At 44.3% G+C, this 16,163-nt stretch carries 19 protein-coding genes and 1 other annotated feature; all 19 genes read right to left on the bottom strand.

All coding sequences use genetic code 11. The annotated features are described in order from the left end of the window. Positions 1 to 95: 95 nt before the first annotated feature. The gene (gene greA, locus ABHN01_RS23860; protein ID WP_290398874.1) at positions 96 to 572 is read right to left on the bottom strand and encodes a transcription elongation factor GreA; all 477 of its coding nucleotides are present in this window, start codon (positions 570 to 572) and stop codon (positions 96 to 98) included. A gap of 165 nt (positions 573 to 737) precedes the next feature. Further along, positions 738 to 1,379, bottom strand: a complete 642-nt coding sequence (gene udk, locus ABHN01_RS23855) for a uridine kinase (protein ID WP_290398873.1) — start codon at positions 1,377 to 1,379, stop codon at positions 738 to 740. Positions 1,380 to 1,402: 23 nt separating this feature from the next. Beyond that, positions 1,403 to 2,059 carry an O-methyltransferase gene (locus tag ABHN01_RS23850; RefSeq protein ID WP_429877607.1) on the bottom strand — a complete coding sequence of 219 codons (657 nt, stop codon included), beginning with the start codon at positions 2,057 to 2,059 and terminating at the stop codon, positions 1,403 to 1,405. A 62-nt stretch (positions 2,060 to 2,121) separates the two neighbouring features. After that, complete coding sequence (gene mltG, locus ABHN01_RS23845; RefSeq protein WP_429877606.1) at positions 2,122 to 3,249, bottom strand: endolytic transglycosylase MltG; 1,128 nt, start codon at positions 3,247 to 3,249, stop codon at positions 2,122 to 2,124. Positions 3,250 to 3,416: 167 nt separating this feature from the next. Continuing rightward, entirely contained in the window at positions 3,417 to 3,710 is a 294-nt protein-coding gene (locus tag ABHN01_RS23840) for a DUF1292 domain-containing protein (RefSeq protein ID WP_290398870.1), read from the bottom strand. 10 nt (positions 3,711 to 3,720) lie between these two features. Next, positions 3,721 to 4,149 carry a Holliday junction resolvase RuvX gene (ruvX, locus tag ABHN01_RS23835; protein WP_429877605.1) on the bottom strand — a complete coding sequence of 143 codons (429 nt, stop codon included), beginning with the start codon at positions 4,147 to 4,149 and terminating at the stop codon, positions 3,721 to 3,723. Further along, positions 4,149 to 4,421: an IreB family regulatory phosphoprotein gene (locus tag ABHN01_RS23830; protein ID WP_053357741.1), complete on the bottom strand. Its 273-nt coding sequence runs from the start codon at positions 4,419 to 4,421 to the stop codon at positions 4,149 to 4,151. The genes ruvX and ABHN01_RS23830 overlap by 1 nt, the downstream gene beginning before the upstream one ends. 84 nt (positions 4,422 to 4,505) lie before the next feature. Then, positions 4,506 to 7,142 (bottom strand): alanine--tRNA ligase, encoded by a 2,637-nt coding sequence (gene alaS, locus ABHN01_RS23825; protein WP_429877604.1) that lies wholly within the window; start codon positions 7,140 to 7,142, stop codon positions 4,506 to 4,508. Positions 7,143 to 7,241: 99 nt separating this feature from the next. Next, positions 7,242 to 7,459, bottom strand: a binding site (T-box leader). Positions 7,460 to 7,485: 26 nt separating this feature from the next. Next, positions 7,486 to 8,598 (bottom strand): AI-2E family transporter, encoded by a 1,113-nt coding sequence (locus ABHN01_RS23820; RefSeq protein WP_429877603.1) that lies wholly within the window; start codon positions 8,596 to 8,598, stop codon positions 7,486 to 7,488. A gap of 56 nt (positions 8,599 to 8,654) precedes the next feature. Continuing rightward, positions 8,655 to 8,819: a hypothetical protein gene (locus tag ABHN01_RS23815; RefSeq protein WP_290398867.1), complete on the bottom strand. Its 165-nt coding sequence runs from the start codon at positions 8,817 to 8,819 to the stop codon at positions 8,655 to 8,657. Between the two features lie 36 nt (positions 8,820 to 8,855). Then, the gene (locus tag ABHN01_RS23810; protein WP_429877602.1) at positions 8,856 to 9,053 is read right to left on the bottom strand and encodes a hypothetical protein; all 198 of its coding nucleotides are present in this window, start codon (positions 9,051 to 9,053) and stop codon (positions 8,856 to 8,858) included. A gap of 23 nt (positions 9,054 to 9,076) precedes the next feature. Next, the gene (locus ABHN01_RS23805) at positions 9,077 to 9,547 is read right to left on the bottom strand and encodes a hypothetical protein (protein ID WP_429877601.1); all 471 of its coding nucleotides are present in this window, start codon (positions 9,545 to 9,547) and stop codon (positions 9,077 to 9,079) included. A gap of 44 nt (positions 9,548 to 9,591) precedes the next feature. Continuing rightward, positions 9,592 to 11,892 (bottom strand): SF1B family DNA helicase RecD2, encoded by a 2,301-nt coding sequence (gene recD2 / locus ABHN01_RS23800; RefSeq protein ID WP_429877600.1) that lies wholly within the window; start codon positions 11,890 to 11,892, stop codon positions 9,592 to 9,594. 25 nt (positions 11,893 to 11,917) lie between these two features. After that, on the bottom strand, positions 11,918 to 12,559 hold the full coding sequence (locus tag ABHN01_RS23795; protein WP_290398863.1) for a tetratricopeptide repeat protein: 642 nt from the start codon (positions 12,557 to 12,559) through the stop codon (positions 11,918 to 11,920). Positions 12,560 to 12,656: 97 nt separating this feature from the next. Then, positions 12,657 to 13,778, bottom strand: coding sequence for a tRNA 2-thiouridine(34) synthase MnmA (mnmA, locus tag ABHN01_RS23790; protein ID WP_429877599.1), 1,122 nt, complete (start codon positions 13,776 to 13,778; stop codon positions 12,657 to 12,659). A gap of 38 nt (positions 13,779 to 13,816) precedes the next feature. After that, positions 13,817 to 14,956 carry a cysteine desulfurase family protein gene (locus ABHN01_RS23785; protein ID WP_429877598.1) on the bottom strand — a complete coding sequence of 380 codons (1,140 nt, stop codon included), beginning with the start codon at positions 14,954 to 14,956 and terminating at the stop codon, positions 13,817 to 13,819. A 26-nt stretch (positions 14,957 to 14,982) separates the two neighbouring features. Next, the gene (cymR, locus tag ABHN01_RS23780; RefSeq protein WP_429877597.1) at positions 14,983 to 15,402 is read right to left on the bottom strand and encodes a cysteine metabolism transcriptional regulator CymR; all 420 of its coding nucleotides are present in this window, start codon (positions 15,400 to 15,402) and stop codon (positions 14,983 to 14,985) included. A gap of 54 nt (positions 15,403 to 15,456) precedes the next feature. After that, positions 15,457 to 15,696, bottom strand: a complete 240-nt coding sequence (locus ABHN01_RS23775) for a hypothetical protein (RefSeq protein ID WP_429877596.1) — start codon at positions 15,694 to 15,696, stop codon at positions 15,457 to 15,459. Positions 15,697 to 15,754: 58 nt separating this feature from the next. Continuing rightward, complete coding sequence (locus ABHN01_RS23770) at positions 15,755 to 16,042, bottom strand: hypothetical protein (protein ID WP_429877595.1); 288 nt, start codon at positions 16,040 to 16,042, stop codon at positions 15,755 to 15,757. Positions 16,043 to 16,163 lie beyond the last annotated feature (121 nt).

Below are 16,163 nucleotides of genomic sequence, written 5' to 3'. Positions count from 1 at the left end.
GGCCTGAGTCCGGTTCAATACCGGACCCAGGCCCAAGAAGCCGCCTAATATTTTTGTCTAACTTTTTGGGTTCAGATCACTGGACGCCGTTTTTATTATTTTACTTCTAAAATTCTAACACTGATTTCTCCGCCTGGGGTTTGCACAGTAACCTGATCTCCCACTTTTTTTCCAAGCAGGCTTTTCGCCATTGGAGAATCGTTTGAAATTTTACCTTCGAACGGATCTGCTTCCGCGCTCCCAACGATCATGTATGTTTCTTCGTCCCCATCAGGAAGTTCCAGGAACTTGACAGATTTCCCAATGGATACACTGTCTCCTGAAGCTTTATTTTCCTCAATAATCACGGCATCCCGGACCATTTTTTCCAACTGAACAATTCTCGCTTCAACGAATGCCTGTTCATCTTTCGCTGCATCATATTCAGAGTTCTCTGAGAGGTCACCGAAACTTCGGGCAACTTTTATACGCTCAACCACTTCTTTGCGCTTTTCGGTTTTGAGATATTCTAATTCATTTTCTAATTTTTGCTTGCCTTCCAGCGTCATATAATGCTTTTTCTCTTCTGACATCCTATATTCACTCCTTCAATTAATCAGTACCCTTGATAACTATATATGTCGTCAAACAGATCTGATATGTATATCGGATTCTTACACCTTACTAAAAAATAAAGCGCTTGCCAAATTTATTGGCTTCAAAAAATCGAACCATGCGGAAAAAATGAGGGCTTGGCCTCATTTTTTTAAGATCGCTTTTTCTTCAAGGATCGTTTGAATTTTGGTGACCATCAAATCGATCGCTACACGATTTTGTCCGCCTTCCGGGATAATAATATCTGCATACCGTTTTGTTGGTTCGATAAACTGGTTATGCATCGGACGGACTACCGATGTATACTGATCGATAACGGATTCAAGCGTGCGCCCTCTGTCACGGGTATCTCTTACCATACGGCGGATAATACGCACATCAGCATCCGTATCGACAAACAGCTTGATATCCATGAGGTCCCTAAGACGCTCATCTTCCAAAATTAAAATACCTTCAAGAATGATTACATCTTTCGGTTCAACTGGGATAATTTTATCACTTCTTGTATGTGCTGTATAGTCATAAACCGGCTTTTCAATGGATTTATATTCCAAAAGTTCATTTATTTGATGAATAAGCAATTCATTATCAAAAGCCAGAGGATGATCATAATTCGTTTTCAGACGCTCGTCCATCGTCTTATCGGATTGGTCTCTATAGTATGAATCCTGTTCTATGATGAGAATCGACTGATCGGCAAACTGGCGGTAGATTTCTTTGGCTACTGTGGTTTTCCCAGAGCCAGAACCCCCGGCTACCCCTATGACAATCGGTTTTTGTACCATGTTCTTTCTCCTTCCAAATCTCTCTAACGGTGCTCTTTATCCTTTTTCACGCTGATCGCAATGCCGTCTCCAACAGGTAAAATAGCGGTAGTATACTCTTCGTGGTGCATAAGAAATTCATTGTAGGATCGAATTTTCCTGATCAGGGATGCAAGCCTCCTCGTTCCTACCCCACTGTCATCGGCGACGTATCCTTTAAACAGAATGTTATCTGAAATCATGACGCCTTTAGGCTTAAGCATTTTTCCATAATTCTCAAAAAAACGCTGGTACTGTCCTTTTGCTGCATCTATAAACACAACATCGTAGGGTGCGTGCTTTTCCGCTTCTGCTGTTAATTCATTGGCGTCACCCAGCAATACAGTAATGCGTTCAGAAAGCTCAAATTTCTTTATATTGGCGACAGCCTGCTCAAATCGTTCCGTATCTTTCTCAATGGTAACGATCGACGCATTCGGTACAGCTTCTGCCATACGAATTGCCGAATACCCTATGGCTGTTCCTACTTCTAAAATTCTCTGCGGCTGAATGATCCGAAGCTGCTGCAGGAGGGCTTCTATGCCAACGAGTTCCATGATCGGAACACCGTGCTCTTTTGCAAACTCTTCTATTTCTACAATTCTTGGATCTCGATCAGGAATCAATGCTTCTATATATTCCTGGATTACTTTTGTGATCAAGGCGATGCCTCCTAACTTAACCGGAATATTATATCATAAAAGCATCATATCGTGTTTTCTTTTTAGCTTTTCCTTACGTGTGCCTGCCATTCATTCCGGTATTTTTGAACGATTTTCGTATGTTCCTTGTAAGTTTTAGTATAGATCACTTGTCCATTAGGGCGAGCATAGAAAAAATAATACCCGGATGGCTGTGGGTTCAACGCCGCTTTTATGGACTGTTCACCTGGTGAAGCAACCGGACCGATGGGGAGCCCGGGGTATTTGTACGTATTGTATGGCGAATCGAACTTCAACTCTTTGTAAAGTAATTGTACTTTAAAGTTTTTACGTGCATATTTAACAGTCGGATCAGAATCAAGTGTCATTTTCTTTTTTAACCGGTTGTAAAAGACACCCGAAATTTTTGGCCGGTCTTCCGGCCGTTGAGCTTCCTCTTCGATCATCGAGGCCAGGGTCAGCACTTCATATGGTTTCTTCTTGCTTTTTTGCAGTTGAGCGTGGTATGTATCCATTACTCTTTGCGTTTTATCTACCATTTTCTTAACGACAGCTTTTACATCAGGCTGTTTCTCATCAAACTCATATTTTGCAGGAAATAAATACCCTTCCAGCGGATAATAGACCTTCTTGTCATAAACCTTGTTGTCTATGATCGGAAACTGGGCCTGAAGCTGTTTTACAAACGCTCTGTCATTCATGATCTTCATGACTTGTTCTTTAGTTTGGCCCGTGTTTTTTGCCACTGTTTCGGCAATCTGAGGGACAATAAATCCTTCAGGAATGGTAAAGGATGTTTCAGGATGGCGAAAAACTTTACCGTTCTTTAAGGCAGCAATGAGCTGATCCACATTCATCGAAGGCTTAAGGTCATATACACCCGCCTGAAGATTGCCTGATTCTTTATATTTGGCATACACCTGGAAGACCAAGCTGCTCGTGATCAGCCCTTTGCTCTCCAGAATCCCTCCTATCGTTGAAACGGAAGAGCCTATCGGTATATCGACTGTAATCTTTTTATCGTTATTCGGATCTGAGGGTCCAAGCGCATCTTTTATGTATGTATATCCATATACAGCACCTGCTGCAATGAGCACAAAAATCAGCAGTAGAACTCTTGCGGTTTTTTTCTTCTTATTCTTCCGGCCGGAATCAAGCGGGTCTCCGGAAACCGTGTTCAGTATTAACACTTTTGTTTCTCTCCTTTCATCTGCTTAATTATACTGATAAGTAAAAATCATGTCTAGCTTCCATAATTAAGAAAATTGGTTTCAAATTCCCATTAAGACTTTAGTATGTTCTAAAGCACAAAAAAAAAGCAGCTAAAGTATAACTTTAGCTGCTAAGCGCTTTATTTCTATTCTTCGTCTTGAAATGCGTTAAGAGTTTCTTCGATCATTTGCCATTCTTCGTCAGTTTCCAGCGGGAAAAGCTCGATATCATCTTCTCCATCACCCTTGTCCACAAAACGGAACGGGAAAACTTCCTGCTCGTCGCTTTCATCATCCTGGTCGTCTCCAGCAGGAACGAGCAAAATGTAGGAATGGCCGGTTGGAGTAGTGCTTCCGTCAATCGTCATTAGTACTTCAAACAGGTTTTCTTCTCCGTCTTCTCCTGGAATGATAATGTGTTCTTTTTCTTCGTTTGCCATTTGAATCACCTCAATTTTTTGATTGGCGGCTGTCTAAGTAACCTTGCAGAATCAAAACCGCTGCCATCTTGTCAATCACTTTCTTCCTCTTCTTTCGGCTGATGTCTGCTGATATCAGCATTTTTTCAGCAGCCATAGTCGTTAACCGCTCGTCCCATAAAACGACGGGGAGTTCATACCGCTTTTCTGCCTCCCTGGCAAATTCTTGGCATGCTTCACCGCTCGGACCAATGGTTCCGTTCATGTTTTTCGGTAAACCGACTACAATTTCTTCAACTTCGTACTGTTTGACCCACTCGCCAATACGTTCAAAGACTTCGTCGGGCTGATGCGGTTTTCTCCTGACCGTTTCAATCCCTTGAGCCGTCCAGCCCATGGCATCGCTGACGGCCACTCCAACCGTGTGGGAACCGACATCAAGTCCAAGAATTCTGGTCATTAGAGAGAATCCTTTTCCTTTGTATCAAGATAGGATTTAACCAGTTCTTCAATAAGTTCATCTCGTTCAATTTTACGAATCATCGTTCTGGCATCCTTATGGCGCGGAATATAGGCTGGGTCTCCTGATAACAGATACCCGACAATTTGATTGATCGGGTTATAGCCTTTTTCCTGCAGTGCTTCATAAACGGAGAAAAGCACTTTTTGTACATTCGGATCCATTGAATCGTCATGAAAATTGAACTTCATAGTTTTATCCATAGAACTCACGGCCAACACCTCTTTCTCTAACTTCTCCCTTTGGACTGACTGTATTTTTCCCTTTATACAGTCATTGTACCCTTAATGCAGTGATTAGCAAACAGATTTCACTGCTTCAATCACCGATTCTAATGCAGATTCCAATTTCTCAGGATCTTTTCCTCCGGCCTGGGCCATGTCAGGACGGCCCCCGCCGCCTCCGCCGCAGCGTGTAGCGACTTCCTTTACAAGATTGCCGGCATGGTACCCTTTTGGGATCAAATCTTTCGTTACACCGGCTACAATGTTTACTTTATCATTATTTACTGCTCCAAGTACTACAATTCCACTTGAAAGTTTATTTTTTAAATCGTCCACAATGGATCGTAATCCATTCATATCTGTGGCATTCACTTTTTTAACGATAAGGGAAACGCCATTTACTTCTACTTTTTCGTTGATCAGGCTTCCTGCTTCTAAGTTGCCTAATTTGGCGGAGAGGGATTCTTTTTCATGCTGAAGATCACGAACTTGGCTTTGCAGTGCTTCAACCCGATGCGGTACTTCTTTCGTATTCGTTTTCAGCACAGCAGCAGCATTTCTTAGAATCTGAACCTGCTCTTTCATTGCCTGGTAGGCTTCTTGTCCGGTAACTGCTTCAATCCTTCTTGTTCCTGCTCCTATTCCTGTTTCAGAAAGAATCTTGAACAATCCGATTTCAGATGTATTATTGACATGGCATCCTCCGCAAAGCTCGAGGCTGTAATCCCCGATCTTTACCACACGTACCACCTTCCCATACTTCTCACCGAACAGAGCCATTGCCCCCATCGCTTTGGCTTCGTCGATCGGTTTCAACATCTTGTAAACAGTGATCGTCTTCCATATCTTCTGATTAACGATGTCTTCAATGCGCTCCAATTCTTCAGCAGATATACTGCCGAAGTGAGAAAAGTCGAATCTGAGCCTTCCCGGGGCAACTAGTGAACCCGCCTGATTAACATGAGTTCCCAGTACATCCTTCAATGCCTGATGCAGTAGGTGTGTCGCCGTATGATTTTTTACGATTGCCGCACGTTTTTCAGCATCAACCTGAGCAACGACCTCAATTCCCTTGCGCAGGGTTCCTTTTAACACCGTTACAGTATGAAGGTTCTGGCCGTTTGGCGCCTTTTGTACATCCTTCACCTGCAGCTCTGCGCCTTCTGCGATCATGGTTCCCTGATCGGCAACCTGGCCCCCGCTTTCAGCGTAGAATGGAGTGATGTCCAGGATGACCTGGCCTTCTTCTCCTTCGCTGAGGAGGTCGACACGCTCACCGTTTTGAAGAGTTTCCAGCACTTTTGATGTGCTTCTTTCTTCTTCATAGCCGATAAATTCACTGTTTGTTTTAATGTCGCTAAGGACGCCGCCCTGTACTTGCATGGAATCCACATCCTGGCGCGCAGATCGTGCACGTTCACGCTGAGCTTCCATTTCTTTTTCAAAACCGGCAAGGTCCACTTCCATGTTGTGTTCAGCAGCATACTCTTCTGTTAGTTCGAAAGGAAATCCGAATGTATCATACAGTTTAAACGCATCTTTCCCTGCAATCATACTGCTGCCGGATGCCTTTTCTTTTTGGATGACTTCTTCGAGAATGGCCAACCCTTCATTAATCGTTTCATGGAAACGTTCCTCTTCATTCTTGATCACACGCTGAATAAAAGGAACTTTCTCCTTCACGTCAGGGTAAAAATCAATCATGATATCTGCAACAGTCGGAACGAGTTCAAACATGAACGGACGATCTAAACCGATCTGTTTAGCAAATCGGATCGCTCTTCTAATCAGACGGCGAAGAATGTAGCCCCGGCCTTCATTGGAAGGCAGTGCGTTGTCTGAGACAGCGAATGCAACGGTACGGATATGGTCAGCAATGACTTTAAACGCTGTATCCGTTTCCTTGCTTTCTCCATACTTGCTGCCTGAAAGCTTTTCAGTCAGCTGGATGACAGGAATGAATAGGTCTGTATCGTAGTTGGTCGGAACATCCTGGATGACAGAAACCATCCTCTCTAGACCCATTCCAGTATCAATATTCTTTTTCGGAAGCGGAGTATAGGTACCATCCGGGTTATGGTTAAACTCGGAGAAAACAAGGTTCCAAACCTCCAGATACCTGTCATTTTCTCCACCCGGGTATAGTTCCGGATCTTTAGGGTCATTCCCGTATTTCTCTCCGCGGTCATAGAAGATCTCGGTATTCGGTCCGCTTGGCCCTTCGCCGATATCCCAGAAGTTCCCTTCAAGACGAATGATTCGTTCTGCAGGAACTCCTACCGTTTTATTCCAGATTTCAAAGGCTTCATCATCTTCCGGATGAATGGTTACAGAAAGCAATTCAGGATCAAAGCCAATCCATTTAGGATCTGTTAGAAACTCCCAGGCCCATAGGATGGCCTCTTCCTTAAAATAGTCACCAATGGAGAAGTTCCCAAGCATCTCAAAAAACGTGTGGTGCCTTGCTGTGACTCCTACATTCTCAATATCATTGGTTCGGATTGATTTTTGCGCATTTACGATTCTCGGATTCTCAGGAATGACCCTTCCGTCAAAGTATTTTTTCAGAGTTGCCACTCCACTGTTAATCCAAAGTAAAGACGGATCTTCGTGAGGGACGAGTGACGCACTCGGCTCCACACTATGGCCCTTCTCCTGGAAAAAATCAAGAAACATTTGTCTTACTTGAGCAGATGTTAGTGTTTTCATCTTTCCGAGCTCCTTTCTTCATTAAAAAGCGTAAGCGATTTGCACTGCAGCTAAATATTTCGCGCGTTTAAAACAAAAAAACTCCCGTTCCTGATTCGCATCAGGGACGAGAGTTGTTATTCACGCGGTACCACCCTGGTTATGATCTCACTTCATGGGAAATCATCACCTTATGTAAACCGTAACGGGGTTTAACCGGCAGGCATTAACTGCACTCGGGAGTAGCTTTCCGTTCCTCTACCTTTAGAAACCTTTCAGCCAGGGGTCTCCTCTCTATAAAAGAGCTGGAACGTACTTATCTCCATCATCGCTTTGCTATATCTTGCAGTAAGTATAAATCCTTCTAGGGCATTTTGTCAATCTTTGCCGTAAGTCTGTGGTCGCGGATATGAACCAATATGACTTTAAGTATTGAGAACACAGGAACAGCGAGAATCAAACCAAGAATTCCACCGATCTCCCCTCCCGCAAGAAGAGCCAGTATAATCAACGCAGGGTGGATATGAAGGCTCCTCCCAACAATGAGGGGACCTAAAATATTGCCTTCAATAAATTGAAGCACCAGCATGATTCCCGATACAATGAGTACCATCTTAACAGAGATCGTAAAAGCAATGAATACAACCGGGATCGCCCCGAGTATAGGTCCAAAATAGGGAATGACGTCTGTAATGGCAATGATGATGCCTAAAATAATCGGATAGGGCATCCCTGCCAGCCACAGAGCCAGCACAGCGGCTGCCCCAAGCAGACTGCCGACAAAAAGCTGTCCGCGGATATACCCGCCCAATGACCGGTCAATATCCTTCAATAAGTGTATTCCTTCTTTTCTCCACTTATTTGGCGTTATATACCAGCATACTTGCTTGATGCTGTTAATATCCTTAAGAAAATAAAAGACAAGAAACGGAATGATAATCAACACAAAGAAATAATCGACGATTTTCTTTATTGAAGCGATCACATTGGCTGCACTCTTCTCCAGGTAATGTTCGCCGGATTGAATATAATCCTCGATGCGGAGATGGATGGAACGAGGAAGGCGGGAGGTGTGATGATCTACTTCAAGCAGCCAGCTTCGGTACGTTTTTGATATGGCGGGTATATTGGATACGAGCTCCCGTATTTGAAGCACCATATATGGAATGCCTTTGTAAACCGCATATCCGATTCCTCCAAAAAACAGAATATAGATGAGCAGAATCGCAAGCGTCCTCGGCATACCCCAGTGATGCAGTTTTTCAACGAGCGGATGAAGCAGATAGGTGATGAACACCGCAATAAAAAAAGGAATAAAGACCGCTTTTAACGTTTTAAGCACCGGCGTCCAGAAAGGAGAGAGCTTCAGCAGCAGCCAGCCGCAAAGAAATAAAAGGACCAGCAAGGACAGGCGGATGGTCCACTTCATATAATTTTCCCGATGTATGGTAATCACCTCCATCTTTATTGTTGCCACAACCCCTATTTTCATGAAAAAAAGTCCATGCTTTTTTAGCATGGACCTTCATTTCTTTAATAAATGGCTTTTGCCAGTCTCTTGCGCATTTTTCTTACTCTTTTAGAGGATAAAAGGTCATTCATCCCCATTAAGTTCATCCCGTTTTTTCGGGAAGATCTCATTCCGTAGAAAGCTGCCCAGATACCTAGAGCGAGTACGGGTTTAAAAAAGCTGTTCATGTTGTCACCCACCCATTCATTAAGATCGCGTAACATTTATTGTGCATCGGCATTAAAGGATAAATCTTGATCTTCAAAAAGATCATCGAGCGACGTCAGACTGCCATCCTCTTCCACTTGATGAAGGGATAGCATCCCATTAACAATGGACAGTTCAATAAAACAATTCCAGCAATAATACTGATTGATACCAATCTTGCCAATATCCTTGCAGCTGCAGTTCGGGCATTGCATGAGGGGGTCCTCCTTTATAGCACTTATCGTACAAAAAGTGCCTGCTTTCCTATGTTTAACGGCTCATGGGAATAGATGAGAGATCTTCCATCCGTCCAATCGGAAAACAAACCTTTTGTCACTTCAACTGCTACAATCGTGCCCCAATCATGAGAGAAATATACATCCTCAACCACGGCTTCCGTATGACCCTCCTTTGAAAGGAGTGCCTGTCTTACGATACAGCATGGATGTTGTATCATCGTGAAAGTACCCTCTTTACGGGAGGGTATCTTGTACGGTTTGCAGCTGCAAAGCAATACGGAATCCCGGCTGCCCATTTCTGCCGAGGCGAATGGCACAAACTTCTTTCGAAAGGAAAGCTTATTTTCACTTATGATGAAACCAAGCACATTTCCTTTAGAATCAGCCACCACGTCCTGCACCCTGCCGATGGATTTTTGGCTTGCGGCATGCACAGCTCTTCGTCCTTTTAAAAAAGAAAATGTTCGCAAAGTAACCCCCACCCTTCCGAACATTTCTTATCATTCCACGATCTTTATGGGTTCATCCTTGAAACGTTTTCCAAGTTAAACTGGGTGAGCCTTTCCTTGAGCCTTGAATATCTTGCTGATTCATCATTGCGCTGAACTGCAAGCTCAAAGGCTGATTCCTCGCCGCACAGAATCAGAAATTCCCGGCTTCTCGTAATTCCCGTATAGATCAAATTTCTCCTTAGCATTCGGAAGTAGCTTTTCACCACAGGCAGAATGACAATCGGAAACTCGCTTCCCTGAGACTTATGGATGGAACAGCAATAAGCATGAGTAATATGATGAAAATCAGAACGTGTATAAACGACTTCCACCTCATCAAATGCAACCACGAGCTGGTCTTCCTTATCCGTCGTTTCTTTCGCATAGATGATCGATACGATTTCTCCCATGTCCCCGTTATATACATGATCTTCTGGCTGGTTAACCAGCTGCAGGACTTTATCACCGACACGGAACACCGACTGTTGTATGTTCAATTCACGCTTTTGCGGCCCTGGGGGGTTAAAGAGCTCCTGTAGTGATTGATTTAAAATGTCAATACCTGCGTTGCCCTTGTACATTGGAGCCAGTACTTGAATGTCTCGTGCCGTATACCCTTTCTGCCTTGCGTTTTGGCACACTTGTTTAACCACCTCAAGCACTTGCTGCGGCTGGCAGGAAAAGAAACTTCGATCCGCCTTTCTCTGTTTCAGATCATTCGGAAGCATGCCGTTTTTCATATGATGGGCAAGTTCAATAATGGAGGACCCTTCTGCCTGCCTGTAGATATCTTTAAGCTCCACGGTCGGAATGACATTGGCTGCGATCAGGTCCCGCAGCACTTGGCCCGGCCCAACAGACGGCAGCTGATCCTCATCCCCTACGATGATTACCTGAATATTGCCTGGAACGGCCTTAAAAAGGGCATGAGCAAGCCAAATATCAACCATGGACATCTCATCTACAATGAGCAGCTTACCCTCCAACGGATTCTCATCACTATGTTCAAAGCTGGCTCCGCCTTTCCAGCCCAGGAGACGATGAATCGTAAACGCGGGTATTCCCGTGGATTCTGACATCCGTTTGGCTGCTCTCCCGGTCGGCGCAACAAGGAGGACAGGAAATGGCTCGTCTTTTTTATAGGATGAAGGATCCAAAGAGACACCATGCAGTTCTGCATATACCTCAACGATTCCTTTAATTACGGTAGTTTTCCCGGTCCCCGGACCTCCTGTGAGCACCATGACAGGAGAGAAGATGGCAGTCTCGATAGCCTGCTTTTGGGATGGTGCATACTCGATTCCCAGTCGATCCTCCAGATCTCCCAGTGCTTTCAGAAATTCAGAATGAGGAAAAGCGTCCTTATACTCTTCCTGGCCGGCAATGCCTGTCACTGATTCAGCCAGCCCCTTTTCTGAATAAAAAAGGGACGGCAAATAGAGTCTGTCATCCTCCATTACAATCTTCTGTTCATCCCTCAAAGCTTCTATCTCACGAAAAATATCTCCATCGCTTAGCGGTGCCTCCCCATTCGTGAGCAGTTTTTTCACTTCTTCCATCACATGCTCTGAGGGAAGATAAACATGGCCTGCATCCGTTCCCCGCTCTTGAAGGATGTAGAGACAGCCCGCTCTGATTCGTTCAGGATGATTGTAGGACAGCCCAATTCCCTTTCCGAGCTCATCGGCCCGCTGAAAACCAATGCCCTCTATATCATAAATGAGCTGATAAGGATTATTCTGAATGATATGAAGTGCTTCTTCCTTATACGTTTGGTAAATCTTCATCGAGAGCTGAGGCCCTATGCCAAATGGGTTCAATGTCACCATAACCTGTTCAAGCCCCTGATGCTCGATGAGTACGCCGTATAAATTCTTTGCTTTTTCTTCATTTAGATGGGGAATGCCGTTTAGGACATCCGGATTTTCCAAAATTGCAGAAATCGCATTCTCCCCCAGATGATTAACAATTGCTTCTGCAGTTTTTTTGCCGATCCCATGAAACAGGTCGCCTGACAGGTATTGAACCATCCCCTCTTTCGTCTGCGGCATGTCTTTACGGAATTGCGTTACATGATACTGTTTTCCATACTTCGGATGTTCTTTAAAATGCCCGAAAAAAATATACCGTTCGTCCTGATAGAGCGGCGGCAGCGTACCTGTAATGACCGCCTCTTTCTCATCGTAGGATTCGTTCGTCTCATGGACGCGGATTCGAGCGACTGTATACAAGTTATCCTGATTAAAAAAAATCGTTGTCAGCAGTGAGCCTTTTATATATTTCGCCTGTTCATCGAATAAATCGAAAGAAGACTGTTTATCCATCTTTGGTCTCCTGACTTTTTAAAAATTATTGCCTTTTGTTTTCCACGTTCTTTTTCCCATTTGCAGCAAGGTAATGATCGGGCTGAATGCTGAGGGCATGGCTGAATGCTTCTAGGGCAGCGTCCGGTTCATCAAAATAAACATGAGCAACACCAAGATTGTAAAAAGCATCGGCATGTCCCGGATCTTTTTCCGTCACCGTTAAAAAAACGTCCTTTGCCTGTTTAACCTGCTCAAGCTGAGCGAGGCACAGACCATATTGAAAAAGAGATTCTATATCGCTTTCGTTCATTTCGTATGCACGCAGAAAATGCGGAACGGCCCTGATATGTTCTCCTTTTTGGACAAAGCACATTCCGAGCATAAAATGAACGTCGCCTTCCTGTATCCCATTTTGGAGCGCCTTCAGAAAAAACTTTCCGGCTTGTTCAAATCTATCCATCTGATAGAAAGCGATGCCCATACTGTAAACCGCTGCACCAGCCTCCGGATCAAGCTCCAGCGCTTTTTCAAAAAAGACCAAAGCTTTCTCATACTCGTGCACAGCCGACAGCAAGTTTCCATAATTAATATAAGGCACGGGGTTTCCTGGGTCCTTTTCAATCTGCTCTTCCAATGCTTTCGCCGTTTCTTCTAATTTGCCCTTTTTAAAATAGTCCTGTTCCACTGCTTTCCTCCTGAAATCTGTTCTGATTAAAGTATATCAAAGAATGGTTTTCATTAATAAAAAACCAGTCCTTTTCTATACAAAGGACTGGTCTGATTTATAGATAAGAAATAGGTTCCCCGTTTTTGATTACCTCATCAATGGTAGCCCCTCCAAGGCAAACGTCTCCGTCATAGAAGACGACCGCTTGGCCAGGAGTTATAGCCCGCTGGGGTTCATCAAAAACAACCTCAAGGGTGCCATTATCCAATTGAGTGACAGTTACCCCTTTATCTGGCTGACGGTATCGGAATTTCGCGGTACAATGGAATGTTTCCATTGGCTTCAAACTGACCCAGCTTGGTTTCACTGCTACAAGACTTTCACTGTAGAGCGCTTCATGATCAAAGCCCTGTTCAACGAAAAGCACGTTTTGTTTCAAGTCTTTTCCTACCACAAACCACGGATCTCCGCTTCCACCGATGCCAAGGCCATGCCGCTGGCCGATCGTATAATACATCAATCCATCATGTTTGCCTTTTACTTCCCCGTCAAGTGTTCTCATCTCACCTGGTTTTGCCGGCAGATAATTACTGAGAAATTCTTTAAAATCCCGTTCACCAATAAAACAGATGCCCGTAGAATCCTTTTTCTTTGCGGTTGCCAGTCCTGCTTCAGCGGCTATCTTACGGATCTCAGGCTTGTTCAATTCGCCGATCGGGAACATGGTTTTCGCGATCTGCTCCTGTGAAAGCTGATTGAGGAAATAGGTTTGGTCTTTGTTCTCATCCACACCGCGAAGCATTTTTACTTCTCCGTCTTCTTCAACAACACGGGCATAGTGGCCTGTTGCTACATAATCCGCGCCAAGGCTCATGGCATGATCAAGAAATGCCTTAAATTTAATTTCTTTGTTGCATATCACATCCGGATTCGGTGTTCTTCCGGCTTTATATTCTTCAAGGAAATAGGTGAAGACCTTATCCCAATATTCTTTTTCAAAGTTTACAGCATAATAAGGTATTCCGATTTGGTTCGCTACCGCAATCACATCATTGTAATCCTCGGTTGCGGTACAGACCCCAAATTCATCGGTATCATCCCAGTTTTTCATAAAGATTCCGATAACGTCGTAGCCTTGCTGTTTAAGCAGCAGCGCCGCTACAGAAGAATCCACACCGCCGGACATCCCAATGACGACGCGTGTTTCTTCAGGTGATTTTGATTGTCGCGTTGACATTCGTTCACCCCCCTTTCATTTTCAAAATAGAGTTTACCTTATTTTTGCAGACGTTTCACTATTTTTGCTGTCTCACGTGCGGTTTTCTCGATCTGTTCTTGTGTATTATAAAGTCCAAAGCTGAACCGGACAGCATTCTTCGTTCGGTCAGTCTTTCCGAACATCGCTGTGAGCACATGCGAAGGCTCAATCGATCCTGCCGTACAAGCAGAACCGCTAGAGGCTGCAATGCCGGCTAAATCCAGGTTCACGAGCAGCACTTCTGTCTTTACACCCGGGAAACTGACATTTAAAATATGAGGCAGACTATGCTCGGCTGAACCGTTCAACAAATACTCAATGCCTTCTTCCTTAAAGATGGACAGCATCGTCTTTTTAAAGCCTTCATATTTTTCTGCTCTTTGATGGCCTTCTTCAGCCATGATAGAAATGGCCTTGGCGAATCCCGCTATCCCTGCAACGTTTTCAGTTCCTGCCCGGCGCTTCCGCTCTTGTTCTCCTCCAAAAAAAGAAGGTGCAATGGATACACCATCTGCGATATAGAGGAAACCGGTCCCCTTTGGTCCATTGATCTTGTGTCCCGAAACGCTGAGAAGATCCACCTGTAATTCTTGGACGTTCAGTGGAAGAACACCGTATGCCTGCACAGCATCCGTATGGAAATAGGCCTGATGCTCCTTCAAAATCTCGCCGATCGTTTGAATATCCTGAATCGTTCCCACTTCATTGTTTCCATACATGATGCTTACGAGAATCGTATCTTCTCTCAAGGCTTCTTTTAAAGCTTGGATTGAAATTCTCCCTGCTTCATCAACAGGTAGGAACGTTACCTCAAACCCTTGGCGTTGCAGTTCTTCGCAGGCGTGAAGGACGGCATGATGCTCGATCTGTGTGGAGATGATATGTTTTCCCTGTCCGCTGTTCGCATAAGCCGTGCCAAAAATGGCCGCATTGTCCGCTTCTGTTCCGCCGCTCGTAAACATAATATGGCTGGGTTGAGCCCCAATGCTTTTTGCCGCTGTCACTCTTGCTTCATCAAGCAGCTGGCGTGTTTTTCTGCCAAATTGATGAATACTGGAGGGATTTCCGAAGTGTTCCGTAAAATAAGGCAGCATTTCCTGGACAACATCCGGATGGATGGGTGACGTTGCCGCATGGTCTACATAGATGCGATCCATAAGATCACCTGCTTTCTATTCATTCACTAAATATAAAACATGTAGGAGTCTTGTTCTCCTTCACCTTGATAGTTCGCAAGGTCGTACAAAGTCGTGTTATCGAGTACATTTTTTACAGCATCACGGATTTTTATCCAAAGATCGCGTTTTGCCGGCTCCTCATCTTCCATTACCTCAACCGGGCTGATCGGTCCCTCAAGAACACGGATAATGTCACCTGCTGTGATGGTTTTCGCATCTTTAGCAAGAACGTAGCCTCCATAAGCACCTCTGATACTTTTAACAAGCCCTGCATTCCGCAGCGGGGAAATCAGCTGCTCCAGATAATGTTCAGACAAACTGTGTTCTTTTGCGATCAGTTTTAAGGCGATTGGCCCCTCACCGTGCTTTTTTGCCAATGCCATCATGATGGTCAAGCCGTAACGGCCCTTTGTTGAAATCTTCATCATACACACTCCGTTCTATCCAATAGTTAACGATTTTTTACAGAAAGGCAAGGTTTAACCCACGATGATGCCGATGGATATACAATACAGAATGGTTCCCAGGGAAACCGGTCCCTTTAACAGCCAGCCTGCGGCCAAAACAAAAAGTTCCATGACAAGTCTGATGCTGGCAAGTTTTTTGCCGGTTTTCTCCGTTAAGGCCAGCATTAAGCTGTTCCGCGGTCCTACTCCGCAGTCGCTTGCAATATACAGCCCCATTCCAATTCCGTTGATAGCCGGACCTGCAGCCAGCATGATCAGACTGCCTGCAGTGGAATCCGGTGACTAAAAAAATGGGAGCATTAAGTAGCCATCAATAAATATTCCGACAAACACCCATGTTCAGGAAGGCGCCTGCCTGAGGCCGTTTTCTAGTAAGCCATGATGTGGCACCAATAATCAAAAATCCAATAATAATCGACCATGTACTGATCGACAAACCAAACTGATAATATAAACCGATATGTAGTACATCCCACGGAGCATTGCCTAGATTGGTTCTTATCATGAGCGATATTCCAAACGACATGATCAATAGCCCCATAAAAAAGACAAACCATTTAACAAAGAAAGGTTTTGCGGGGCTGTTGATGGTTCTCATTAGTTTAACCTTTCCTTTGCCTGTTTTTGCACATAAACCCAAACTATTATAGCATGAAGCAGCTTATTCTTGCATTCATATGAACGGTATAGTACCTTTTGGTTACTGAAGAATGCGTTGC

The sequence above is a fragment of the Fictibacillus sp. NRS-1165 genome (assembly GCF_050468105.1).
Lineage (GTDB): Bacteria > Bacillota > Bacilli > Bacillales > Fictibacillaceae > Fictibacillus_C > Fictibacillus_C terrinigri.
The sequence above is the reverse complement of the archived record's forward strand: the minus strand, read 5'-3'. Positions and strand labels throughout refer to the sequence as shown.